This is a genomic window from Streptomyces lincolnensis (assembly GCF_001685355.1).
GTDB lineage: Bacteria > Actinomycetota > Actinomycetes > Streptomycetales > Streptomycetaceae > Streptomyces > Streptomyces lincolnensis.
On the sequence record NZ_CP016438.1, the window covers coordinates 10,247,909 to 10,271,071 of the forward strand.

General features: G+C 69.9%; 20 protein-coding genes and 2 pseudogenes. 15 read left to right on the top strand and 7 right to left on the bottom strand.

The features are described from left to right. Positions 1-1,170: a hypothetical protein gene (locus tag SLINC_RS45105; RefSeq protein ID WP_067444560.1), complete on the top strand. Its 1,170-nt coding sequence runs from the start codon at positions 1-3 to the stop codon at positions 1,168-1,170. A 106-nt stretch (positions 1,171-1,276) separates the two neighbouring features. On the opposite strand, the gene SLINC_RS45110 is transcribed toward SLINC_RS45105, so the two are convergent. The 3 genes from SLINC_RS45110 to SLINC_RS45120 all read right to left on the bottom strand — a co-directional run bounded on the left by SLINC_RS45110 (position 1,277) and on the right by SLINC_RS45120 (position 3,197). Continuing rightward, positions 1,277-1,816 carry a GNAT family N-acetyltransferase gene (locus tag SLINC_RS45110; RefSeq protein ID WP_067444563.1) on the bottom strand — a complete coding sequence of 180 codons (540 nt, stop codon included), beginning with the start codon at positions 1,814-1,816 and terminating at the stop codon, positions 1,277-1,279. A 20-nt stretch (positions 1,817-1,836) separates the two neighbouring features. After that, the gene (locus SLINC_RS45115; protein ID WP_067444566.1) at positions 1,837-2,136 is read right to left on the bottom strand and encodes a transposase; all 300 of its coding nucleotides are present in this window, start codon (positions 2,134-2,136) and stop codon (positions 1,837-1,839) included. Positions 2,137-2,231: 95 nt separating this feature from the next. Further along, a complete protein-coding gene (locus tag SLINC_RS45120; protein WP_067444570.1) occupies positions 2,232-3,197 on the bottom strand; it encodes a helix-turn-helix transcriptional regulator in 966 nt (321 codons plus the stop codon). A gap of 93 nt (positions 3,198-3,290) precedes the next feature. Between SLINC_RS45120 and SLINC_RS45125 the strand changes: the two genes are divergently transcribed. The 6 genes from SLINC_RS45125 to SLINC_RS48335 all read left to right on the top strand — a co-directional run bounded on the left by SLINC_RS45125 (position 3,291) and on the right by SLINC_RS48335 (position 11,193). After that, on the top strand, positions 3,291-3,659 hold the full coding sequence (locus SLINC_RS45125) for a VOC family protein (protein WP_067444573.1): 369 nt from the start codon (positions 3,291-3,293) through the stop codon (positions 3,657-3,659). A gap of 557 nt (positions 3,660-4,216) precedes the next feature. Further along, the gene (locus SLINC_RS45130) at positions 4,217-4,657 is read left to right on the top strand and encodes a peptidoglycan-binding domain-containing protein (protein WP_079165050.1); all 441 of its coding nucleotides are present in this window, start codon (positions 4,217-4,219) and stop codon (positions 4,655-4,657) included. 706 nt (positions 4,658-5,363) lie between these two features. After that, a complete protein-coding gene (locus SLINC_RS45135) occupies positions 5,364-6,803 on the top strand; it encodes an SWIM zinc finger family protein (protein ID WP_107406775.1) in 1,440 nt (479 codons plus the stop codon). After that, a complete protein-coding gene (locus SLINC_RS45140) occupies positions 6,800-9,574 on the top strand; it encodes a DUF6493 family protein (protein WP_067444580.1) in 2,775 nt (924 codons plus the stop codon). Before SLINC_RS45135 ends, SLINC_RS45140 begins: the two co-directional genes overlap by 4 nt. Before the next feature lie 553 nt (positions 9,575-10,127). Continuing rightward, positions 10,128-10,370 (top strand): DUF5302 domain-containing protein, encoded by a 243-nt coding sequence (locus tag SLINC_RS45145; RefSeq protein WP_067444583.1) that lies wholly within the window; start codon positions 10,128-10,130, stop codon positions 10,368-10,370. 574 nt (positions 10,371-10,944) lie between these two features. Next, positions 10,945-11,193, top strand: coding sequence for a hypothetical protein (locus SLINC_RS48335; RefSeq protein ID WP_067444586.1), 249 nt, complete (start codon positions 10,945-10,947; stop codon positions 11,191-11,193). 85 nt (positions 11,194-11,278) lie between these two features. Here SLINC_RS48335 and SLINC_RS45155 read toward each other — a convergent pair whose 3' ends face one another. Beyond that, positions 11,279-11,635: a hypothetical protein gene (locus tag SLINC_RS45155; RefSeq protein ID WP_067444589.1), complete on the bottom strand. Its 357-nt coding sequence runs from the start codon at positions 11,633-11,635 to the stop codon at positions 11,279-11,281. Between the two features lie 624 nt (positions 11,636-12,259). Here SLINC_RS45155 and SLINC_RS48925 point away from each other — a divergent pair. Beyond that, positions 12,260-13,000, top strand: coding sequence for a dienelactone hydrolase family protein (locus SLINC_RS48925; protein ID WP_067444596.1), 741 nt, complete (start codon positions 12,260-12,262; stop codon positions 12,998-13,000). A gap of 6 nt (positions 13,001-13,006) precedes the next feature. On the opposite strand, the pseudogene SLINC_RS48930 reads toward SLINC_RS48925, so the two are convergent. Continuing rightward, positions 13,007-13,887 (bottom strand): annotated as a pseudogene (locus tag SLINC_RS48930) (XdhC family protein); the annotation flags it as partial. Here SLINC_RS48930 and SLINC_RS47010 point away from each other — a divergent pair. Next, a pseudogene (locus SLINC_RS47010) lies at positions 13,861-14,280 on the top strand (ATP-binding protein); the annotation flags it as partial. The pseudogenes SLINC_RS48930 and SLINC_RS47010 overlap by 27 nt on opposite strands. Positions 14,281-14,450: 170 nt before the next feature. On the opposite strand, the gene SLINC_RS45175 reads toward SLINC_RS47010, so the two are convergent. Beyond that, a complete protein-coding gene (locus SLINC_RS45175) occupies positions 14,451-16,343 on the bottom strand; it encodes an SMI1/KNR4 family protein (protein WP_067444601.1) in 1,893 nt (630 codons plus the stop codon). A 345-nt stretch (positions 16,344-16,688) separates the two neighbouring features. Between SLINC_RS45175 and SLINC_RS45180 the strand changes: the two genes are divergently transcribed. From SLINC_RS45180 to SLINC_RS45195, 4 genes are all read left to right on the top strand, one after another. Next, positions 16,689-17,162: an AAA family ATPase gene (locus tag SLINC_RS45180; protein ID WP_107406776.1), complete on the top strand. Its 474-nt coding sequence runs from the start codon at positions 16,689-16,691 to the stop codon at positions 17,160-17,162. Positions 17,163-18,155: 993 nt separating this feature from the next. Next, a complete protein-coding gene (locus SLINC_RS45185; protein ID WP_159425430.1) occupies positions 18,156-18,380 on the top strand; it encodes a hypothetical protein in 225 nt (74 codons plus the stop codon). Further along, complete coding sequence (locus SLINC_RS45190) at positions 18,377-18,988, top strand: RNA polymerase sigma factor (RefSeq protein ID WP_237282050.1); 612 nt, start codon at positions 18,377-18,379, stop codon at positions 18,986-18,988. The genes SLINC_RS45185 and SLINC_RS45190 overlap by 4 nt, the downstream gene beginning before the upstream one ends. A 7-nt stretch (positions 18,989-18,995) precedes the next feature. Further along, positions 18,996-19,739 (top strand): hypothetical protein, encoded by a 744-nt coding sequence (locus SLINC_RS45195; protein WP_067444610.1) that lies wholly within the window; start codon positions 18,996-18,998, stop codon positions 19,737-19,739. 111 nt (positions 19,740-19,850) lie between these two features. Here the strand turns inward: SLINC_RS45195 and SLINC_RS45200 are convergent, their stop codons facing one another. After that, complete coding sequence (locus SLINC_RS45200) at positions 19,851-20,330, bottom strand: hypothetical protein (RefSeq protein WP_067444613.1); 480 nt, start codon at positions 20,328-20,330, stop codon at positions 19,851-19,853. 863 nt (positions 20,331-21,193) lie between these two features. Here SLINC_RS45200 and SLINC_RS45205 point away from each other — a divergent pair. Together SLINC_RS45205 and SLINC_RS45210 are read left to right on the top strand one after the other, a co-directional pair. Next, positions 21,194-22,153, top strand: coding sequence for a hypothetical protein (locus SLINC_RS45205; RefSeq protein WP_237282051.1), 960 nt, complete (start codon positions 21,194-21,196; stop codon positions 22,151-22,153). After that, positions 22,147-23,115, top strand: a complete 969-nt coding sequence (locus SLINC_RS45210) for a glycoside hydrolase family 113 (protein ID WP_067444620.1) — start codon at positions 22,147-22,149, stop codon at positions 23,113-23,115. The genes SLINC_RS45205 and SLINC_RS45210 overlap by 7 nt, the downstream gene beginning before the upstream one ends. Positions 23,116-23,163 lie beyond the last annotated feature (48 nt).

The following is a 23,163-nucleotide window of genomic DNA, read 5'->3' on the forward strand; positions in this document are numbered from 1 at the left end:
ATGAGCACCACTGGGGACGGGCCGAACCGGTACGAGCAGCCTTTGCCCGCTGACCGGGAACTGCTCAGTGAGCGGCGCCTGCGCCGGTGGCACTGGCGCAGACTGCTGCGCGGCCGCATCCGGCCGCTGCTGGCCGCAGGTCTGGCCGGGGTGCTGCTCGGTGTCGGCGGGATGGCCTGGCAGACGCAGGCCGGGCCGTTTGCGCCGGAGGAGGTGTGCTGGGGCGCGCTGGCCCGCGATGACCTCGCTCCGATGTTCCGCAAGCCGCAGGACGTCAAAGCGGTCGATGCGCCCGTGCTGTACGGCCGGCGCTCCATGGACGGCCCCACCGGCAGTTGCCAGTTGACGAACAGCGACGGCGACGAGTGGGCGTTCACCGCCCGGGTGCACCGGCTGGGCGACTGGACTGGCGACGACGGCCAGTGGGCTGATGAGTTCCTCTCCGCCCGTCTCACCCCGCTCGGCGGCGGCCTGTTGGGCATGGCCTCGGACAACCGCGCCTGGCTTGCCATCCCGGACGGCTGTCTGGGCCGTCCCGACAAATTCGACGGGCCGACCGTCGTGGACATCGCGCAGGGCACCTGGACCAGCGACAGGGAGCCGCGTACCGAGGAGCGGGACTGGATGGCCCGCACGGTCGTGCAGCTCGTCAACAAGGTCAGCGCGGACCTGGGCTGCGTCGGCACGATCGCCGATCCGGTCGAAGACCTGCCGAAGGCCGCCCGCTACACCCGCACGGAGAAGCCGGACGCGCTCTGCGGCATCAAGGGGCTGACCCTGGGCAAGAAACGCAAGCCGAACCAGTACCCCATGATCACCGACGGGCACGGCCCGGTGCGCACCTGCGACCGGGACTTCACCGGCTCGCAGCCGAAGCAGCGCCTGATGACCGTCGAGGACCCGCGGCTGGCCGCGCTCTTCACGAGGATGACGCTGCACGAGGGCGACCGGGTGGACTCGGCCGTCGGTTACGGCGGTCTCAGCCCCAACCTCGGCGTCTTCCGGGTCCGTTGCCAGGCGGGCGCGACGGTGTTCCTCGTACAGGCCAACGACGGCGGGATGAGCGCGGACCTGCGCACCCTCTTCCCCCGCTACGTCGAGGCCGAGGCCGCCCGCCTCGGCTGCGGCCCGCTGAAGCTGAAACTGCCACGGCCGGGCGCCAGCCGCTGACTTGAGACCCGGCCGCCGTGCCGTCTCGGCTGCGAGCGGCTCATCTCAGAGCGTTGAACGGCCATGGACACGGCGTTCGGTGAGGTCTGTCCGTGTCCGGGGCTGCTCAGTTCGGCAGCCTTGCTGCATAGATCCAGTCGAGGCCGTCGTATCCGGTTTCGTCGAGGTGCTCTGCTCGGGTCAGGCCAGCGCGCACCGCCACGTGCTGCGAGGCGATGTTGGCCGGCCGGACGCGGGCGATCAGTGGGAGGTCGGGAACGCGGCGGGATGCCCATGTAGTGACCGTCGCTGCGGCCTCGCCGGCGAAGCCTTGGCCCCAGGCCGAGGTGGCGAAGCGGTAGAAGAGGTTGAGGACTTTCATGCCGTGCAGTTCCATGGGCTTGATCCCGCAGAATCCTAGTTGCAAGGCGGAGCCGTGGCGTCGGACGACCCAGTACCCGTACCCGCACCGCTGCCACTGGTCGTTCCAGCGGCGATACAGCTCCCCGGCCTCGTCGAGCCGTGTGAGCGCGTCGGAGGGGTTGTGCAGGCAGGTTTCGGGGTCACGGTGGATCGCGAAGATCGCGTCGATGTCGGCTTCGGTCGGACGCCGCAACGACAGTCGAGCGGTCTGAAGTTGTTCGTCTGCCGGGTTCGTGTCACTCATGCGAAGATCGTAGAAGTGCGTCAGACGGCCCTGGCGGGGTAGTCGGTCCAGGCGCGGATCGGTGAGTCCGGCGCGAAGTTCGTCTTCGGCTTGGCTCGGGCGTTGCGCCGGCGGACGTAGGAGGCGGTGGCGGCGTTCTGCTCGTCGTGGCTGCGGTGGTCGGTGCCGTTGAGGGCGAAGTAGCGCAGGGCCGCGAACTCCGATTCGATCCAGTTCAGCCAGGAGCCGTAGGTGGGCAGGAAGACCAACTCGACGTCGTTGTCGGCAGCCCAGGCGCGGACTTTGGCGTGCTTGTGCGGGGAGAAGTGGTCCAGCACCACGTACAGCTTCTGACCGGGCCCGCCCCATCCGTTGGGGAGACTTCGGGAGATGCCCGTCTTCCGTCCGACACGTGCTGACGGCTAGTTCTTGTGGGTCAGGACGTTGGCGACGGCGCATAGTGGTGGGCAAGATCGGTGGCGAGGTCGCGGAGGTGAGCCCTGGCTTCGGTGGGGCCGTGGACGGTGATGGCGCTGCCGAACGGCAGTAGTGCTCGCACGTCCTCCAGATGCAGGAAGCGGATTGTCACCTTGTGACCGGTGGTGGATTCTTCATGGTTGTCCCGGACGAGTCGTAGGCCGAAGATCCGTTGTGCTCGTTCGATCTGGGTCTGGTCGATGGTGGCGCTGACCTCTATCGCGTGGTTGTGTTCCCACTGCTCGATGAGCGCCGCAGCGACGGTGGCGAGGGTCTGGTTCTCGCGGGTCCGTCGTGGTTGGTCGACTTCGTTCCACGTCGTGATCCGTTCGAGTCGGTACATCCGTGGCACTCGGGCGCAGTCGGCGACGAGGTACCAGATGCCGGCCTTGGCGAACAGCCCGTAGGGATCCACGACCAGGTTGCGTGGGCATGGCTCGCGTGGGCTGTCGTACTCGATCCGTAGCCGGCGACTTCGCCGCACTGCGCCGATCAGCGAAGCCGGAGTCGTGCGGGAAGCTCGTGCCTGATGCCAGGGACGGCTGTCCACGTGCACTACGTCGGTGAGCGGCAGGAGCTCATGAACTCGACGTGGCTGTGCAGCGGTGATCTTGGAGAGCGCGCGCCGGCTTTCGGCCGATGCGTTGAGCTCCGCACGTTGCTTCTCGTCCAGCCCAGTGAGCGACAGATGATCACGCTCGGCCGGTGTGAGTCGCGTGAGGTCAAGCCCGGACCTGGGCAGCATGGTCACGCCGCCGAGGCGGCCCCGGTGTGCGGTCACCGGCAGACCGGCATCACGGAGCCAGTTCAGGTCTCGGGTGATGGTTCGAAGGGACACCCCGAGCGCCGAGGCGAGTTCCTGTGTGGTCACGGCATCCCTGGATTCGAGGAGCAGCATCAGGGCGAAGAAGCGGTCTGGGGTCACGCACCAAATTTTCTCAGGAATTGCGACACGATGCGGCGCATATTCCGCTCAGGCTGGTGGACGCGTACCTACTACCTGCGAGAAGGAAGAACCATGACCACATCCGTCGTGTCCATCGTCTACGTGAACGACGCTCCCGCCGCGGCTCGTTTCTACGGCGATCTCCTCGGCATGAGCCCCTCGTTCGAGACTCCGGGATACATCACCTTCGACCTCGGGCCGGGCGCTGACCTCGGTCTGTGGTCCGGCCAGTTCGACGGTCTGTCACCGGACGTCCCGCGCACCAGTGAGGTTTGCCTGGCCATCGGCGGTGGACGACCCGACGAGCTCAACGCGATCTTTGAGCAGTGGAAGTCCAAGGGGGTCACGATCCTGCGCGAGCCTTATGATGCGGGGTTCGGGCTGACCTTCCTCGCAGCCGATCCTGACGGGAACCGTATCCGCGTCGCACCGAAGGACTGAAAGGCCGCAATGCGGCAGGCGCGCACAACAGGTGTCGCGCCTGCCGTCGTCCGACTTCGAGAGGACGACGAGTGCCCCACCCGAATGTGCCCCTGAGAACCCATCGTTGAACCTCTGCTGATCTCGTATAAACGCCAGGGGAGTGCTCGCAGCACACAGAATCCGCTCTTCGCGGTGGTGTGGCAATTCTGGTTACCGGACGGCCGGGGTTCCCCCTTCGCGGCTTGTCGTGGTTCAGCGGTAGCGGCAGTCGAGCTCACCGAGGTCGAGACCGCAAACCAGAGGCGGTCTCGACCACCGTCTTGCCGGTATTCCGGTGTGTTCGGCGGCTGTTCCTTGCGGGTCAAACGACCGGCACGCTCAGCGACCGGGCCGGGACCCTCGCCTGATGCGGCGTCAACTTGAGACGGGGCACGACTGACAAAGTTCTCTGCACGGACGACAAAGTCCGCAGCCCACGACGACCCTAAGGTTCGTGGGCGAGGTCAGAAAAGGTAGCTGTTCAGCAGGCGTGGACACGCATAGATCAGACTCCATGTTGAAAGGAACCAATAGGCATGCGCAAGACAGGTAGAAGCAAGGCACTTTTCGCGACAGGGGCCATGATGGCGGCCCTGCTGGGAGGAGTGATCACCGCTGCCCCAGCCCACGCAGCAGACGGGGTGTGCAACGGAGCCCACACAAATACAGACTCGCAGGGCATGAAGTGGGTGTTGCCGGTCCGCGTCTCGCCCTTCACGTCCAACTGCTACCTGCAGTACGGGAACACCGGCCCCGGGGTCAGAGCCCTGCAGAAGAACATGAACAGCTGCTACGGCAAGAGTCTCGTACTTGACAGCAGCTTCGGGGGGGCCACCGAAGATGCTCTGGAGGACGTTCAGGACAGGATCGGCGCGAGGGTTGACGGCGAGTACGGCCGCGAGACCATGCTCAAGATGAAGTGGGCCCGCTACAACCCCGAAACCGGCGCGCGGGTCGACTGCAAATATCTGCCATGACCCAAGCTTGTCCTACCGTTTTGGCGCGGGCCAACCCCGGTCATTCGTAGGATCGCTGAGCCCGAGGGCTCCGGGTATGGCAGTGAGCTTGTCGCCGCTTGATGGGGCCGGGTCGTACGGCGCCGAAGGCCCGCTGGTGCTGCACGAGCCCGAGGGCCTCTGGGACACGGGAGGACCTCGCCGCGGGCCCGGCGGCGTGTGGAGCACCCGAAAGCCCTCCGTAGAACCTCTGCGAAGCCACTGCGAGCAGAGGGCTCAGTGCACCAGACCCCCCACCGGGGCGCGTGTTCGAGATAAACGGAGGTTCTAAGTGTCGAGGGCCGTAGGCGGCTCGTGAAGCGGTGCTAGACACGTCGCATTGACCTGGACGGCCGGCTCGTCGGTGGCACCGGGCAGTGCCAGCAGTGCCCGCGCCCTTGTCGGGAAACATCTCCAGTGGCGCCTGTACGAACGGATCGGGCCGGTCGTCCTTGCACAGGGCGTTCAGAGGGCTCTGCCCGGACGGCACGGTCTGGACGTTGGCCAGCCCTACGCCGTGCACCTCGCCGGTCGCGAGGTCGCCTCGACGTGAGGTTGCGCAGGCCCTCGTCCAGGACCGGCCGCCTCTGCTCGGACACGCCGGAGAACAGCACCGTCCACGGCCGCCGCCGCGTCATCTCGACCGGGTGTCGGTGCTGCGTCGTAGCGTGTGGGCGTGTCTCAACTCATGCACACCTATGCGTACTTACGCCCCTCGGCTCTGCGCGGTTCCGCAGCCGGACGCGCCCTCGCGCTGGAGACGTCCGGTGGTGTCACCCCGGCCGGAGAGGTGGCGAACCCTCGGTTGTTCAGCGGGTTTTTGACCACGCCGGCCGCCGCGGCGACGGCGCTGCTCGTGGTCGCCGACGTGGCTGCCGCCCGCTACTACCGGCCGGGCGGGAGGGCCTGGCTCGATCCGGTGGTGACGGCCGGCGGGGACCGGCTGCGGTTTGAGTCCTTCTCCGGCTGCTGTGGAGTCTATGCCCGGCTCGACGTCCTGGCGCCCGGCTTCGACGGCGACGACGGTGACGGCGTCGGGCACGGCACCACGAACGTGGACGTCAATCTGCCCCTGCGGCGGGCGCTGGCCGGGCTGGGCGGGCTCGACCCGCTCCATCTGGCCGTGGGGCCGGGGGAGTTGGCGGTCAGGACCGTCGACGGCGAGTTCGTGGAGAGGAAGGTCCCGCTGCCGCAGCGCTGGCTGCGCGGTTTCGCCGAGGCCCAGGTGCTCGCGGCGGGCTTCGCTCTGCGGGCCGAGGTCCCCGCGGTGGAGGCGGCCGCCGTGCTGCGGGCGCTGCCCCGGCCCAGCCGGCGGCCAGACGCCGGTGCGAACCGCTGGGTGGTGCCCGCGGGCCGTACCCTGCGCCCCACGACCCGGCCGGTGCCGGGGGCCGTGTGCCTGCCCGGGCCCGAGCGGCTGCTGCCCCTTGGGACGGTCCTGCGGCATGCGACGGCCGTACGGGTGTACGCCCCGGCCGCGCCGGCCGCCGGGGACGGGGCCGCCGCCGTCGCCTGGGAGGTCCAGCTGCCGGGCATGCGGCTGACGTTGGTGCTCTCCCCGCGTGCCTCGCGCGGCTTTTCCGGCGAGGGCGCAGTGCTCAACGACCTGGCTACCGGGCGGGCGGTGGCGGATGCGGAGCGGGTTGCCGGGCTGCTGGCCTGGGAGCCGAGGATCGATGTCACCGATCTGTCGGCGCAGACCGGTGTGCCGGCCGGCCGGGTGCGCGCCGGGCTGACCGTGCTGGGGATGTCCGGCCAGATCGGCTACGACCTCGCCGAGGAGGCGCACTTCCACCGCCATCTGCCCTACCGCGTCGGCGCCGCCGAGACGCTCAACCCCCGGCTGCGGGGCGCGCGGGCGCTGGTCGCGGACGGGGCGGTGCGGCTGGAGGGGCCGCTGGCCCGGGTCGGCATGGGCGACGACGCGCATGTGGTCCGCGCCGACGCGTCCGGTCGCCTGAGCTGCACCTGTTTGTGGTGGGCGACGTACCGGGGCGGGCGCGGCCCGTGCAAGCACGTGCTCGCGGTGGGCATGGTGCGCGCCACGGCGGCCCACGCGCAAATGGACGTCACGACGGACGTCGCAGGGACAGCGGCTGCTGCGGCACGATCGGAGACGGCTCGATGACACTGGTCCACCTCGCGGAAGCCGGTGACGTCGGCGCAGTGCTGCGGGAACTCGCCGCCCTGACACCGGACGAGCGGGCGGCACAGGCCGAGTCCCTGGAGGCCCGGCGTGCGCCGCTGCGGGACGGCTGGTACCGCATCCCTGCGCAGGAGAGGGACGCCCAGCTCGCCGCCGAACTCGGCTGCCGGAGCACCCCGGTGGCCGCGGCCGACTGGATCCTGCGGACCGAGAACGGCGCGATGTCGTTCTTCGCGTGCGGCGCCTGGATGCTCGACGTCGTCAACCGTCACCCCGTGGCCTGGCGGGCCGAGCTGGCCGCCCAGCTCGCCGGCCGGTCGACGCCCGGGGTGACGGTCAGGTCCGACCTCGTCGAACATCTCGTCCACGACACCGGCTGCCCCGTCCCGGCCACCGACGGGTTCATCGACAGCTGGCTGCGCTGGCGCCACAGCACGTGGGAGCATCCCCCACACCTGCGCGGCGGTCCCCGGCCAGGCGCCACCCTCCTGGAGCGGCTGCGCGCGGACGACCTGTCGCCGACGCTCCTGGCGCTGGCGCTGGAGCAGCCGGGTGTGTACCTCGGCGCGGAATCGTTCCACAGCCTGCTCACCACCGAGGGCCGGTCGTACATGAGGGAAGACACCGCGCTGGGCGCCCTCATCAGCCTCGCCGAGGAGGGCCTGGTCGAGCGTGCCGCGCTGATCCGGCGCGTCTTCACCGACCTGGCCACCACCGGCACGTGGGGATGGAACGCCGCGGCCATGCTGACGGAACTCGCCCTCACCCCGGCGGAACACACCGTTCTGACTCGCGAACGCGTCGCGCTGGCCGAGCCGTTGCTCGCCCGGCTGCTCCAGGACGGCACACGCGCCGAGACCGCTCCGCCGCTGGCGTACCTGCGGGCCCTCGCCCTCACCCCGGCCGAGCACGCGCTCGTCCTGCGGGACCATGTGGCGCTGCTCGACCTGTCGTCGCCGGTGGCCTCCTACGCTCAGGAGGTCCTGATCGGCCTGGACGAGGCCGGACTCCTGGAGCCCGAGGTATTCACCGAGGCGTGCGGGCGGGTCCTGCTGCGACCGGAGAAGAAGCTGGTCCGCTCCCAGCTCACCCGGCTCGACCGCGCGGCCCGTACGGACCCCGCACGCGCCGCCCGGACCGTTCTCGACGCGGCGACGGTCCTCGGCCACCGGGACGTCGCCCTGCAGGAGCGGGCCCTTGATGTGATCGCCCGGCACCTCAGGCCCGCGGGCAATTCCGTACTGCCGGAGCTGCGCACGGCCGCCGCACGGATCAGCCCCGCTCTCGCAGCCCGCGCCGCCGAACTCTTCGGCAGCGCGCCGGACCGGCTCACCAACGAACCGGACCGGCTCACCGACGAACCGGACCGGCTCACCGACGAACCGGACCGGCTGACCGGCCAGTACGCCGACGTGTTGCCCGCCGTGCCCGACCCTCGCCCGGTGCCGGGCCCCGTCGAGACGGCCGCCGAGGTCGCCGAGGAACTCGCGGCGGTCGTCGCGAACGACCAGGACGTGGTGGCGTTCGAGCGTGTCCTGGACGGGCTGGTCCGCCACGCCCGCCTCGACCGGGAGGCGTTGGCCCGGGCGCTGAAACCGGTCATGCGCAAGGAACCCCGTGCGGTCCTCGACGTCACCCAGTGCGACGTGTACGACGTGGCCAGGGCGCTGCGGGGCGACGAGCCGAGGAAGGACGACTTCACCGCCCGCCTCAAGTGCCACGCCCCCTCCCCGGCGGGGGAGCTGCTGCGGGCCCGCCTGGCCGAGGCGATCGACATCATCGCAACCGATGCACAGCCGTTCCTGCTGTCCGTGCCGACCGATGCCACGGGTGCGCTGGAGGCCGCCGTACTCGTGCAGCGGCTCGCGGTCCTCGACGGGCTCGGCACCACGCCAGCGCCGGCCGACCTGGCCCAGGCGCTGCTGCGCGTCACCCCGACCGCCGACGAGAAGGTGCTGGCAGCGGCCGGGCAGCTCGGCTCCGACGCCGGGCAGCGCCTGGCACGGTGGCTGCGCGGGGGCGGCCTGCCGCACCGGGACTCCAGGCCGGCAGGCTGGCCCGACGCCCACGCGCGCACGCACCCGACCGAGTGGCTGCGCCAGCTTTCCCCCGAGCCGGCCCCCGGCCCTGCGTTGTTCCCGGCCGCCGCGACCCTGACCGGGCCGCACGAGGAGGTCCTCCACCACCCGATGGCCCCCTTCTGGCTGGCTCAGTTGCCGCACCACCGCGAACTCGTGATGGCCCGCGACTACTTCGGCTACCGAGTCTCCCAGCGGGGCTGGGCCCACGCCCTGCCGTTCGCCGCGGAGTCCGGCGGCCCGGCGGGATTCGCGCTGCACCTGGCACTGGCGCACACCCTCACCTACGACCAGCAGCGCGAACGCGACGCGGCGGTGGACGCGCTGCTCGTGCTCGCCGCGCGCGGGCAGCTGGACACCGGCCTGCTGGGACGGCAGCTGGCCGTGATGCTGCGCGGTAGGTCGATCGAGGCGAACCGGGTGACCGGCTCCCTGCGGACGGCGGCCGACACGGGCGCCTACGCCACCGTCTGGTCCGTGCTCGAAACCGTCCTGCCCCACCTGCTGCGTGACCCCGTGGTCCGGGGCGCCGGAGCACTGCTCGCCCTCGGAGTCGACTGCGCCTCCCGCTGCGCAGCGAAGGGCGAGATACCCGAGGTCACCACGGCCGCGGGGCGCACCGGATCGAGCCAGGTGGTGAAGAACGCGCGGCTGCTGCGCGAGGTACTGGGGTGACTGGCCTCTCTCGCGCTGTGCGCCCCGGGCGACGTCCGCAGCTCCGCGAAGGACATCACCACGTGGTGGCCGCCGTACGACGTGATATCCGGGCCGGCAGGGGGGCCGGGCCGGATGGCCGCCCGGCCCCAGCACGTCGGGCCACACATCCGGCTTCGCCGGCCGCAAGCCTCGAAGGGATGACGGCGGACAGCCGTTGCCGCGCTTTCGCTGCCGACGCGGACCTCTCCCATGCGGACCTGTCGCGGGTGAAGGCAGCCAAGGACCCAACGAGCCCTGCCGTCGACAGCATCGTGCTCCTGCGGGCCGCGCCCGCCTGCATCGCCCGGCTCGTATCCAGCGAGTACAGGAATTCTTCGCCACGCCAGGCATCCGTGCCCTCCTGCTGCGCGTGACGGAGCCGGTCAGGCTGTGCCCGCCCCAGCTGCCCGCGGCCACGGCCTGCGTGACAGCTACGAGCAACGGCCGCTGGCCGATACCGGCCGCGGGTGCCTCATACGGCGCCTGGCATGACAAGCTGTGCTTTTGCACTGCCCGAACCCAGGAGGTCACCATGACTGCAGAGTCTCCATCACAAGAAGGTTCGGAGTCGGCTGACGCCGAGAGCCCCGTCGTCTCGCCCGACGATGACGGCCAGGACGAGCTGAAGCGCAAGTTTCGGGAGGCCCTGGCACGCAAGCGCGGTATGCAGGCGGCCGCCGCCGACAGCGCCGCGAACTCCGACGCGTCAAAGGTCCGTGGCGCGCACGGCCCGGCTGCGAGCCAGCGGTCGTTCCGACGCAAGAGCGGCGGCTGAGTCCATAACGGTCACTGGATGGGGTTCGGCAGGCCACGGCCAGGCAGTCATACCGACGAGTTGGGCTGGGCCCTGCCGGGTGACCAGGGAAGGTCCGCCGTGCGCAGGGGCCAGACACACCAGGGTGCCCCTGCGCATCGTCTGACATGTCGTTCGGAGCCGTCCTCGGTTTGTGCTGCGGCGTCAGCTGTGCCGCTCTGACGATCTGGGGCCGGGCCGTTACGCCGGGAGAGCGTGGGAGGGCGGGGATGCGGAGCTGGAGCGGACCACGGCTCGCCGGAGTGAACTGGACACGCTCGCTGCGCAGTTGGCCAAGTGGTTACAGGAGGTCCAGGCCGAGGGGGAGGGGGAGGAGCTCGTGACTCCGGGTCATGAACCTGCTGGCCGAGCAGGACCGGGCCGCGGCGGAGGCCGCCGCGGCCGCCGCCCCGACGCCCCCCGGAGGAGGCTGACCGGGACGGAGCTTGCCCGCGCGGCTGAAGAAGCCGGGTCCCATCGGCCGAGTTGGCCTACGAGGAAGACTCGGGGCCGTCGGCGCCGAGTTGCCAGTATCGGGTCATCGAGCGGTGAGGACGTGCGCCCACGGCTCGTCGATGTCGGCCAGACCCAGCACGGCGACCACTTGTCGAGCATTCCGGCGCCGAACCAGCGCCGCACGGCCTCGTCGTCGCCCAGCAGCTGCCGAACGGTGTTGGGCGGTTGGCGCACCAGCGGCGTCGGCAAGGAGGGCGGACGTCAGGGCTTCGAGGAGTTCCTGCGCACCAAGAGCGTGAGTATCGGACTGGGCGGCGCCTTCGCGGAAGGTGCGCGGCAGAAGGCCTGAATCTGTCACTGAGCCTTTTCAGTGTGCCCACCGATCAGGTGACGGCTTTGGTGCCCCTGGCATCCAGCACTCGCCGAGAAGGCAGTCAGCTGAAAGCGTCTGTCATACAGTCCACCCGGCAGTCGGCGGCCTCGTAGCGTTGGCGGAGGGCGGCAGCTGCTTCTTCGCGCTCCACGAAGCGGTAGCCGTAGTGCTGACACGCCACCCTGGTCACGTCCTTGACCGTGACGATGGCAGGTTCGCCGCGTGCGGCCCGGCGGCGCGCTTCGGCGATCGCCATGTCCGCAGAACGCAGCAGGTTTCTGGAGCGCTCCCGGATTACGGCCGCCTGGGCCCGTTTCACCGAGAGGGGGCGCAGGACACGTCCCCGCCAGACGAAGCCGGCGGCGACAAGTGCGAGACCGAGCGCTATGAACAGGAGTCCGCCGGGATCGTGACGCATCTGTCCAGTCTTCCATTCGCGCAGCGCCGAGAAGGGGTCCCCGGTGATGCTGCGGCATCGGTATGTCGTTCGCCGAGATGCCGGACCTCATCGTCGACTCGGTCGAGCCCGAGAGGACGGGGGAGGCCACCGGCGTCAACGTCCTGGTGCGCAGGATCGGTGCCTCGCTCGGCACCCAGGTCATCGCCGGCGTCCTGGCCGGCAGCGCAGGCGCTGCCGGCCCGCAACCTACCACTCACGCCTACGCCGTGTCCTTCACCGTCGCTGCCGCAGGCACGCCGATCGCCGCCGCGGTGGCCCTGCTCATACCGAGGCCCCGCAACCACCAGAAGGTGCCGAGGCCGAAGAGGGAGGCCGGGCCTCCAAACGACGTCTCGGACGCACTCTCGGCACCTCGCACCGAGGTGGGAAAGCGCTCAGGAAGTCCCTGCCCGTCCGACTCAGTGTGCTGGCGCGACATCTCTTGGCTGCCGTCCAAGGGCTCCGGGGCTCCGGGGCTCCGGGGCTCGTGGTTCGCGTGGCTGCCCGCCCGCCGGCAGCGGGCCGGAGCCCGGACGTTGGTGTCACGCCTGGTCACAGCCCCGAGATGCTCCCCCTGCCCGCTTCCCTCACCCGGAGAACCCGATGCCCAACCCCACCTCGGTCGACCTCACCGAACTCAGTACCTCTCTCGGTGGTTCCCGTCGGCTGTCCGGCCATCTCGCCCGTCCCGAGGGCGTCGGTCCCTGGCCCGGCGTCATCGTCGTCCACGAGGCACTGGGGGTGGACGACGTCATGCTGCGGCAGACCGAACGACTCGCCAAGGCCGGCTACCTGACCTGGATGCCGGACCTGTTCGCTGACGGCGGCATCCGCCGCTGCCTGGTGCCGACGATGCGCGCCGCGACATCCGGCCGCGGCCGCGCCTGCGCCGACCTGGAAGCAGCACGGCGGACCCTGGCCGATCACCCCGACTGCACCGGACGCGTCGGCATCATCGGTTTCTGCATGGGCGGCAGCTTCGCCCTGGTCGCCGCGGGTCGGGGTACCTTCGACGCAGCCTCGGTCAATTACGGTCTCCTGCCCAAGAACGCTGAGAGTGACCTCGCCGAGTCCTGCCCGGTGGTGGCCAGCTACGGCGGCCGTGACCGCATGGTCAAAGGAACCGCGGCCCAGTTGGAAGCCACCCTGATGCGGAACGGCGTACCGCACGACGTGAAGGAGTACCCCGCCGCCGGGCACTCCTTCCTCAACGACGCCGAGAACGCCCCGCGCTGGCTGCGTCCGCTCACCCGGATCTCGGGTATCGGGCCCGAGCCGGAGTCCGCCGCCGACGCCTGGCGCCGGATCGAGGCGTTCTTCGCCCAACACCTGACCGACTCCTGACACCCCGAGTCCGGTGGGGGAGTGCAGGCGGGCGAGTCGGTCGTCGGGTACGCCGGCAGCGTGCAGCGCGTTCATGCGGTGGTCGTGAGTGCGGCGGGCGCCCAAGGCGCCGATGTACCCCACGGGGAGGACCAGGGTCAGGCGTAGCAGGGGATGTCGAACCTGGCGTCGTGGGTGAGGACGCAGACGGCGGTACGGGCGTCGACCTCGGTGCGTTCCAGGTAGCGGTGCGGCCAGTCGACGACGATCTCGTCGGCGTACGGGAAACGGGTGAGGGTGGCGAAGACGGGACGGGCGTCGCAGACGGTGACGTGGTAGCCGAGGAAGCGTCCGGCCTGGCTCAGTCAGGGCGGCGGCGAAGTCGACGGCGCCGAAGATCAGCAGGCGGGGGCGGGACGCGTGGGTGTGGACGAGTGCGGAGAGCCGTTCGGGGCAGGCGTCGGCGTCCCCGCCGGCCTCGATACAGTCGGTACGTCCGGCCCGCAGCAGTGCGCGGGCCTGCGCCGTCACCGCCCGGTCCTCGCGTTCGCCGCCCAGGGATCCGTCGTACGTGATGCCGTCGTCGGCGAGGTGGAGAGTACCGCCGCCGAGGTCGCCCGGGGCCGTCCACGATCTGGGCCACAGCGGCGGGACGACCATGTACGACCGGGCCGAGGGCGGCAGCGAGACAGGGCTGGGTGGCTGGCTCGACACGTTGTACCAGGACATCGATCTCGCCGCCGCAGGTGAGGCCGACGGCGAAGGCGTCGTCGTCGGAGTAGCCGAACCGGGCCCGTGTAGAGGGGATCGCCGTCTTCCAGCACCTGCTGGCACAGCTCGCACACGGCACCCTCCACGCACCCTCCGTAGACACTGCCGACCACGTCGCCGTCGAGGCCCTCGGCCACCAGGCCGTCCGCCAGGGCGCCAGCGTCCCCTGCGCCAAGACCAGCCGCATCCTGGCCGAGTTCGCCGGTGGTCACGCGGACCGCATCTGGGACAAGCGCATCCGCGAACTTATCTGCCCCGGCCTGCTCGTCCTCGACGACTTCGCCATGCGCCAGCCATCTGCCTCCCAGGCTGGTGACCTCTACGAACTGGTCTCCGAGCGACAAGGCCGATCCTTGATCATCACCAGCAACAAGGCACCCAGCGACTGGTATCCACTCTTCCTCAACCCTGTCGTCGCGGAGTCACTCTTGGACCGGCTGACCAACGCCAGCCACCAGGTAATCATGAGCGGCCCCAGCTGCCGCCCCAACAAGCGCCCGAAGAACCCCGCAGACAAGCCGACGACGTGACGCCTCATTGATGGCGCTCTTTGAAAGCGGTCACCCTGTGCTCAAGGGTGACCTCATACCTGCTCAGTGGATTTTCCCTCCCTTATGGCGCCCGACCGCAGGTCGGGCGCCATAAGGGAGGGCCGCAGTCGGCGGGCCTGCCTTCCTTGGCCGGTGCGGGCCTGTTCGGGTCAAGGCCGATGCCGCACGAAGTAGGCGTAGGCGAACCCCTCGCCCGCGCGTGGCGCCCGGGTCCAGGAGCGGGTGGTGAAGGTGGGGAGCCTGCCTTGGGTCAGCGCGAAGCGGGGGAGCGAGAGTCCGAGTTCGGTGTGCAGGGCCTCCAGCACGCGCAGTTCGGAGTTCATTTCAGAGTCCTCCGGACGGAACAGCCTTGCGGGGTTGAGGGTCTCGGGTATCGCGCCTGAGCGCTCAATCTCCGTACCCCGCACGGTAAACGCGTAGAGTTCCTTGCCTCGTTCGGCCACCGACAGGTGGAACGCGGTCGGGTGGTCGCCTGGAGACGTGCGCCTCGGCTCGCGCCACACCACCACCGCGCGGCCGGACAAGGAGGCGGCCGGAGCGGGAGACAGGAACAGCTTGCTCAGGTGGCTGTGGGAGTGGCCGTCAAAGGCGAACGCCCACCCTTGCGCAGTGCGGCCGACGGCGGCCACGGCCCGGTCCTCCCAGAGTTCCACGCCCTCCCGCTCATGGGGCTTGGGTGCCCGCCAGGACGCCTTGCGTGGATCCGTCGGTGCGCTCAGTTCGGCGCCTTCCTCGCCGATCAGCGCGGGCAGACGGGTGGGGTTGACTCCCTCGGCCCAGACACAGCGGTATCCGTCGAGCGGCCGCCAGTTCGCCGAAGGCTCCGTCAGCCATGCGAGGCCCGGCGGGTCGAGATCGGACACCGGCTCGGGAGCTGCTCCTGTCTCCCCGGCCCGCGGTGTCGCGAGGATTTCCCGCCCACGCTCCGGGGTGACCAGCAAACCCAGGACCGGATCGGCGAGCAGACCGATCGGGGCGATCAGCGAGGGCCCGGGAGCCTCCCACTGCGGGAGCGCGTCCCGCAGCACCCGCCACGCGGCATCGGTCGCCCCCCAGTAGGCCAGCTCCCGGGCCTCGGCGACGGCCCGGCCCCATGGGCCGGCAGGCGCGTAGCGATAGGTACCGTCCCGCATCGTCTTCAGGACGGCCTCGGCGGTCTCCCGGGCCGCCCCGCGGGCGGCCATCATCCCCAGCCAGTGGTCGTCCCCGCCCAGCCGCCATTCGCCGCTCGCCGGACTCATGGCCTCCACGGGCAGAATCTCCGGCAGGTAGCGCTGGTCCGCCACCAGGTGGCCGTAGTCCAAGGAGCCGCGTGGAGCCAGCAGATGCCGGAGCTGGTTCAGCAGGACGGCGCTCCGCGGCCGCCCGAAGGACAGCGCTTCCTCAAGTAGGGGCAGGGCCTCCTCGTACCGTCCGCGCAGGGCCAGCAGGCGAGCCTCCTCCACATGGGTGTCCTGGAGGCGTGTGGTCGCGTTCACGAAGTCGCATCTCTCCACCCGGTCGGCGTGGAAGCGGCGGTACATGGCCTCCATGTATGCGCGGAATGACGAGAAACGGTCCGGAAATTCGCCGCTCCAGCCCTTGTAGACGTAGAGCGCCCACTCACCGTCCTGGTCGCTGTCGCCCGGGTCGAGCAGGGCGTACGACATGTCGGAGTCCGTCTCCAGCCGCAGCGCCCGTTGCCACATCCCGGCCAGCAGGACGTCTTCCTCGCGCGGATTGTCGCCCAGGTTCTGCTCGTACAGGGCAGTCATGTCGAACGGATCCCGGAACCAGTCGATGTCCGCAGCGCCGCCGAGCTGGTACACCCCGGCCGTCTGGTCCACGTGCCACCCGTCGCTCACGGCCAGGAACTCCCGGTACGAGGGAGGCAGCCGTCGACCCAGCCGTTCCTCGGCCGCGGCGATCGCCGCCTCGTCCGCCCCGGGTCTGCCCAGAGGGACGACGTTCTGCCCGCCGTCGTCCTCCTCGTCCGCGCGCGGAACCCACTCCTCCTGCCAACGTTCCAGGAAGTCGTGCCAGTTGAAAGACTCGCTACTCATGGCCGCATGGTGTCATTCGGGACTGACAACGGTGTCGGCCCTGTTCTCGTATAGCGGCGGCCACGTGGCGGTTGTAGCCGTCTGCCCTGAGCAGCGGCCTGGGAAGCCGTCACGGTAAATGCCGGGGCTGCTGCGGCAGCGGGCTGCTCCAGCAGGGGTGACGCCCGCGTTTTCGCAGGTGAAGTATTACGCCACGACAAGCCCAGGCGGGCCTCATTCTCCGCTGTATGTCCGGCTGCCGTAGCTGTACGAGAAGCTGGCCCACTGTGTTGAACACCGGACCGAGTGGGGCGACGAGTTACCCTGGCGGAATTCAGAGATGCTCATCATCATAGGCTTTGCTCCGTGACGAAAGTCTTGATCACGGGGATGTCCGGCACCGGCAAGTCGACGGCACTCCACTCCCTGCGCCTGCGCGGGCACAGCACCGTGGATACCGATACCGACACCTGGAGCCGCTGGGTGACCCAGCCGGACGGTTCCGCCGACTGGATTTGGCGCGAGCAGGCCATCACCGACCTGCTCGGCAGCCACGACGACGCCAGCCTTTTCGTGGCCGGCTGCAAGACCAACCAAGGCCAGTTCTATCCGCTGTTCGACCACATCGTGCTGCTGAGCGCACCCGCCGAGGTCCTGCTGGCCCGGATTGCGGCGCGGACCAACAATCCCTACGGCAAGCGGCCCGAAGAACGAGACGCCGTCCTCGACCACCTGAACACCGTCGAGCCACTGCTCCGAGCAACCGCGACCGTCGAGATCGACGCCACCGCACCCATCGGACAAGTCGTTCGACAGCTGGAAGCACTCACCGAGCCCTAGCCGGCGGGCGGCGCTACCGATCGGTGAAGCGGCCGAGTCGCACAGCTGCTGTGGTCCTCAGCGACTGGGGAGTTACCTGACCGCAGCCCCGGGGAATGACCTGACCGTCGACACGCCAAACTGTGCCGGTGGGCCTGCTCGAAGGCCGGTTGTCCGGGACGGTGGAAGGTCATGCCCGATCAGCGCCCCGCTGCGGCGGCTGACCGGTGTGCCACCCGCCGCGAAAAGGCCGCACCCCGCCGTGATCCCGGCCCCGCCTCGTGCCTCCTCACCGCGATGCCCGGTCCTGCCGTGTCACATCGTCATCCGCCTGCGCCAGTCCAGCTGCCGCGGACGGTCCGTGTGCGCCTCCGCCAGCACCTCCTGCGCTGGTCTCGCCAACTGCGCGGCCGGTTGTCCACCGAGATCGGGTACGGATGGCGGGGGCCGAACGTCGCCCGGCAGCCAGCGAGAGAACGCTCCAGGCCGGCCGCAGCCGCAGGCCGCGCCGTCCGGTTCAGCGCCGGGGCAGATGTGGGCTCACGTTCCCTCAAGGCAGCCCCGGGCCCGCTGGCGGTTGAGGTCTTTCGCCGGGTTGTTGGAGTACGGAGCCTCCGCAGGGCGACCGTGGTGCGGCGCTCGGGGTGTACCGGTGCGGGCGCCTGGGGAGGGCGGCGGGCACGGACGGTGCGGGGTTCGGGTTCGACAGGCGGGTCGTGATGTGGCTCACAGTCGTGCAATTGCACGGGTGTCGCGTGTTTGCGCAAATCGCGGCGGGCGGGGGCGTGCGCCGGTGGCGGTGCAGGTGGTGAGGGTGGCGCGCGGGGTGGCGAATTGCGGCGGGTGAGGTGGTGAATACCTGTGCGAGATTTGCTGTAACCGGAAACCTACTCTCCGTTAAAAAGTGGTGGTGAGGCGCTCTGCACGAACCCGAGGGGGAGGGTTGTTTGCTGGTGCCCAGGAGCAACGAGGCTCCAGGCACCGGCAGTTGGGATGCGCGGGGAGACCCGGCCGGTGCTGCACGAGATCGAAGGATCCACCGTGACACTGGACGACGTCGCCAGCCTCGTGCTGGCCTCGGCTGCCGCGGCGAGGGCGTTCGCGCCCGATGTCCGCGCCGGCATGCGGCGCCTTTTGGGTGCCGGAGTCCGCCTGGGCGCGGAAAGCCTGATCGCCCGGCAGCAGCCGGCTGCCCGCCCCGAGGCGGCCCGCCTGGACGAGGCGGGAGGAGGCCGGTGACCGGACAGACCCCCGACGACGCGGGCGAGCAGGTGGTGCAGGAATCCGCCGACATGATGCCGCCGGCCTTCTGGGCCTTTCACGAGCTCTACCACCAGGCCTACTTCGAGTACGCCTTCGTGCAGTTAGGCGACCAGGTCGCCGCCGACCAGCTGGTCGACCAGACCTTCGTGTTCCTGGCCGTGATCTGGCAGCAGGTCACCGAGCAGGAAAAACCCGAAACGCTCGCCTGGACCCTGCTGAAGGAACGCGTCGCCGCCGAACTCGAAGCCCAGGGCAAGGAGCCGGCCGCCCTGGAGACCCTGGCCTTCGAACGCGCCATCCGCGCGGCTTGTGATCCGGTCTTGGACAGCTTCCGCGCCGAGTTCCGCGCGCAGGTTACCGAACTCGAAGACTCCATGGGCCTGTATGCGGCACTGGCCCGCCTGCCGGAGCGTCAGTTTGATGTCATGGTCCTGCACTTCGCCCTCGGCTTCACCACCAAGCGGACCGCCCTCGTGATGGGCGTGTGCGAGGCCACGGTGCGCTCCACCCGCCGCGCCGCCAAGCGCCGCCTGGCCGAACAGCTGGGACTGGACTACGGCGAGGACACCGACGATGAGGAGTGAGTCCCCCATGCGCCCGCAGCAGCCGCGGACCATAGACGAAGCCCTCGCCCGAGCCCGCATCCGCGAAGACGCCTACACCCCCGACCATCGCGAGGCCTCCCGCCGCCGGATCAGTGACCAGCTCCACGAACTGCGCTGGATACAGGCTCTGACCGGCCCCGCCGGTATCGTCGGCAGCGGCGGGCGCACGCCGCGCAGGGTGCCGCTGCTGCTGCACGAGCGGGCCGCGCACGACCTGCGCGCGCTGTGCCAGGGCATCATCCACGACGACGACGCCGCCCGCCGCATTGCCCGCTTCGACACTGCCCGCGACCCCGGCGGCGCCCTCGCGTTCGCCTGCCTGCTGCTGCTGGCCGATCGCGAGGAAGGCGCCCAGTTCTGGCTCCAGTTCGCCGCCGGCGGCGGCCAGGCCACCGGCGCCATCTGCCTCTACCTGATGCACCTGCGCCGCGGGGAATGGCGCGACGCCACCTACTGGGCCCGCCAGATCGAAGCTCTCGAAGGCGAACCCTGCCAGTACGCGCCCGTCGCACACGAGGTCGTCGACACCACCACCGGACTGCCCGGCGCGGGTGGCGCCCTGACGGTCTTCCTCGACCTGCCCGACAACACGGACACCGTCCCCGAAGCCGCCGTCAAGGACACCGTCGACGACCTGGCCGTGGCCCGTATCGACGGCCTGGGCCCCATCCCGCAGCCCCACGCCGGCCTCGCCCACCAGCTCGAGGACCTCATCACCATCGGCCACTGACCACCCCGCGGGCAGCGCCGTGCTGCCGCGCCCCCAGACCCCGGGCGCGGCAGCACACCACGGGCGTGGGCGAACGTTCCTGCGCCAGGCCACGCACCGCCCCGGAGGCGTCTATGTCCAGGGATGCTGCAAGAGCAGACGGCCCTCAATCACTGCCCAGTGCACTGACCTGATCGCTGCCGGGTCGAAGTGGTACTTGCCGTTGAAGATGTCCCAGTTCTCGATGTGGCGGTAGCCGGGCTCTGGAAAGGTTGCGTCCCAGATGTAGACGTTGGGACTTCCGTCCCACTTGGCGAGGTGGCCGCCACGCAGCGGAGTCGCGGACTTCTTGCAGGCGTCCCGGTTGTGGGTTTCGATGCCGTCCCAGCTTCCCCACAGGTCGAAGTAGACCTCCGCGTCGGGGATGGAGTACAGGTAGCTCTTGGGACCGACCAGGAAGACCTCGTCCCCGTAGCCGGGCGACTTGAACCGGGTCCCCTCCCGCGGGCAGCCGGCCACAGCGTCTGGAACGGCGGTGGAGACGCCGGCGGTGGTCAGGGACAGGCCCAGAGCCAGAGCCAGGGCGAGACATGTACGACGTAAGCGTTTCATGGGTGGTGATCCTCCTTTGAGGGAACGCGCACAGGACGGCCGCTCGGGCGCGTTCTGGCGAACCTGTGGCCCGCCGGTTCTGCTTGCTCCGGCGGCCGCCGAAATCGCTCGGTGATATCCGAGGCACGCCGACGTTGGCAGGGCACTCCGATGCCCGGCAAGGAATCGCGGTCCGCTGGGATGCTGGGACGCCGCAACGCACGAGGACCGGGCGCTTTTGCCGCCTCGTTGGGACACCCGTGGGACGAAGCGCGGTGCGGCGCTGGCCACCGTCATGAGTGACCGCGGCTGCACATCATGGGCGTGGACGGGGCCGACGGTGACTGGAGTTGCCAAAGGCTGGCGTGCGCGTCCTCGGGCCCGGCGGCTTCGCGCTGCACAGGGGCGGCTCTTGCGCCACGATCCTGGTGGCCGTGGAAGAGCGGTGCCCGGCCGATGTGCTGCCAGGCCGGGATGCCGCGCCGCTGGCCGCCTGGCTGCGCGATCACCCCAAGGTCGAAATGATCTGCCCCGACTCAGCCGCGAATTTCCCCAGTCCTGGTGGCCTCTGCGACTTTAGACCGTGTCTTACGTGGTGGGGCGGGTGAACTCGTCACGCCCTTCGAACACGCCGCGAGGCAGGCGCCCGCGCCCGTGTGAGATCGACGTGGTCAGGCATGAACCGACGTCAGGCCGCGCATGGACGGAGGGCCACGCACTTCTAGACGGAAGTTATGTGCTCCTGGACGGAAGACGGATGCCCGACCGCCGACGGTCGCTCTAGCGTCGACCGCACCGATGACGGCCCGGCCCCCCAAAGGATCCTCATGCCCGTAATATCCGCTCCCGCCGCACTGCCGCGGTCTCGGCACCGCTGGGTGGCCGTGGCCGGCCTGCTGATGCTGTCCCCGATCAGCGCGGAGTACCTCATCGGCTACAGCGACAGCACGAACCGGCCGCTGGAGCTGCTGGCGGGCCTGCTCATCCTCGCGCCGCTCTACGGAACCGTCGCGGTGCTCATCCGCGAGATCACTCGGCGCACCGGTCGCGGCTGGCCCACGATCCTGCTGCTGAGCGCGGCCTTCGGGGTGATCCAGGCCGGCTTGATCGACCAGACCCTGTTCCACCACGAGATCAACCCCGATGACCCCGACTGGGCGACCCAGGCGCTGGTCACCCTCATCCCGGGCCTGGGGGTCGATGCGGCGAGCTTGCTGAACTATGTCGGGGGGCATGTGATCTGGAGTTTCGCCGCTCCGATCGCGGTGATCGAATCCTGCGCCCCGCGCATCGCTGACCGGCGATGGCTGGGCCCCGTGGGCGTCGGCGTCATGGTGGCGCTGTGGGCGCTGGGCGCCGCGCTGATCTTCAGCGACACGTCAGCGGACTCCACCGCCGGCCCGGCGCAGCTGATCGGCGCCGCAGTGGTTGCCATCGCCCTGATCGCCGCCGCGTTCACCGTCCGGCCTGCGAGGACCCAGTCGCAGGCAAAGGCGCCGTCGTGGTGGCTGGTCGGCGGTGTCACCGGGGTCGCATGGTGTGCCAGTCAGCTGCTGCCGGCGACCTGGGTGGGGGTGGCGGTGAACGTGGTCGCCATGGTCGTACTCGGCTGGCTGCTGGTGCGCTGGTCGCGCCGCCGGGGCTGGGGCCGTCGGCACGTACTGGCCGCTGCGGGCAGTGCCCTCGTCGTCCGTGCCGGGCTGTCCTTCCTGGTCGAACCGCTCGGCGGCAACGTGGAGGGCATGGTGAAGTACGCGGTCAACGCCGCGATGCTCGGTGGTGTCGCCGTCCTTCTCCTGATGGCCGCCCACCGTCTGCGTCGACAGGAGCCGAGCGCATGCTGACCGTCCGCGGCATCTCCTACCTGGTCGGTGAGGCGAGCACCGATGACGTACGGCGGGACATGGAGGTCATCGCCCGGGATCTGCACTGCACCACGGTGATGCTCATCGGGGACGGGAAGCGGTTGATCGATGCCGCCCGCACCGCCCTCGAGTCCGGTCTCGGCGTCTACATCCGGCCCCACGTTCCCGAGCTGCCTCAGCCGAAGCTGCTGGAGCACCTGGACGCCGTCGCCGAGGCGGCCGAAGAACTCCGCCTAGAACACCCGGACCGGGTGACGCTCCTGGTCGGCAGCGAGTTCTCCCACACCGTGCCCGGCATCGTCCCCGGACCTCGCTCGTTCCTGCGCCTGAAGCTCATCGTGCGTTTCCACCGCCTGCTGCGGCGCAGGATCGACCGGCGGCTCCACCGGCTGCTCACCACCGCCGTGACCACCGCGCGGCGCCGTTTCGGCGGGCCGGTCACCTACTCCGCGGCCGGGTGGGAACACGTCGACTGGTCGCTGTTCGACCTGGTCGGCGTCAGCCTCTACCGCTCCGGCCGCAACCACACCACCTACGCAGACCGCCTGCGTACCCTGGTTCGCGACCACGACAAGCCCGTCGTCATCACCGAGTTCGGGTGCGGTGCCTTCACCGGAGCCGACCAGCGGGGCGCCGGTTCCTTCTGGATCGTCAACTGGTTTGCCGTACCCCCGCGCATCCGCGGCGACCACCCCCGCGACGAGTCCGTCCAGGCCCGCTACCTCGGTGAACTCATCGACCAGTACGACGCGGAGGGCGTGCACGGCTGCTTCGTGTTCACCTTCGCCATGCCCGACTTCCCGCATCACCACGACCCTCGTCTCGACCTCGACAAGGCCGGCTTCGGGGTCGTGGCGGTGACCGGCGACGGTGCGTGCAGACCCAAGGAGGCGTTCCACGAGGTCGCGCGGCGCTACGGCGACACAGCCGTGGAGGAATGACCGAGTGAGCGGAGCGGCCAGGCATCCAACACCGAACCCCCGAATGAG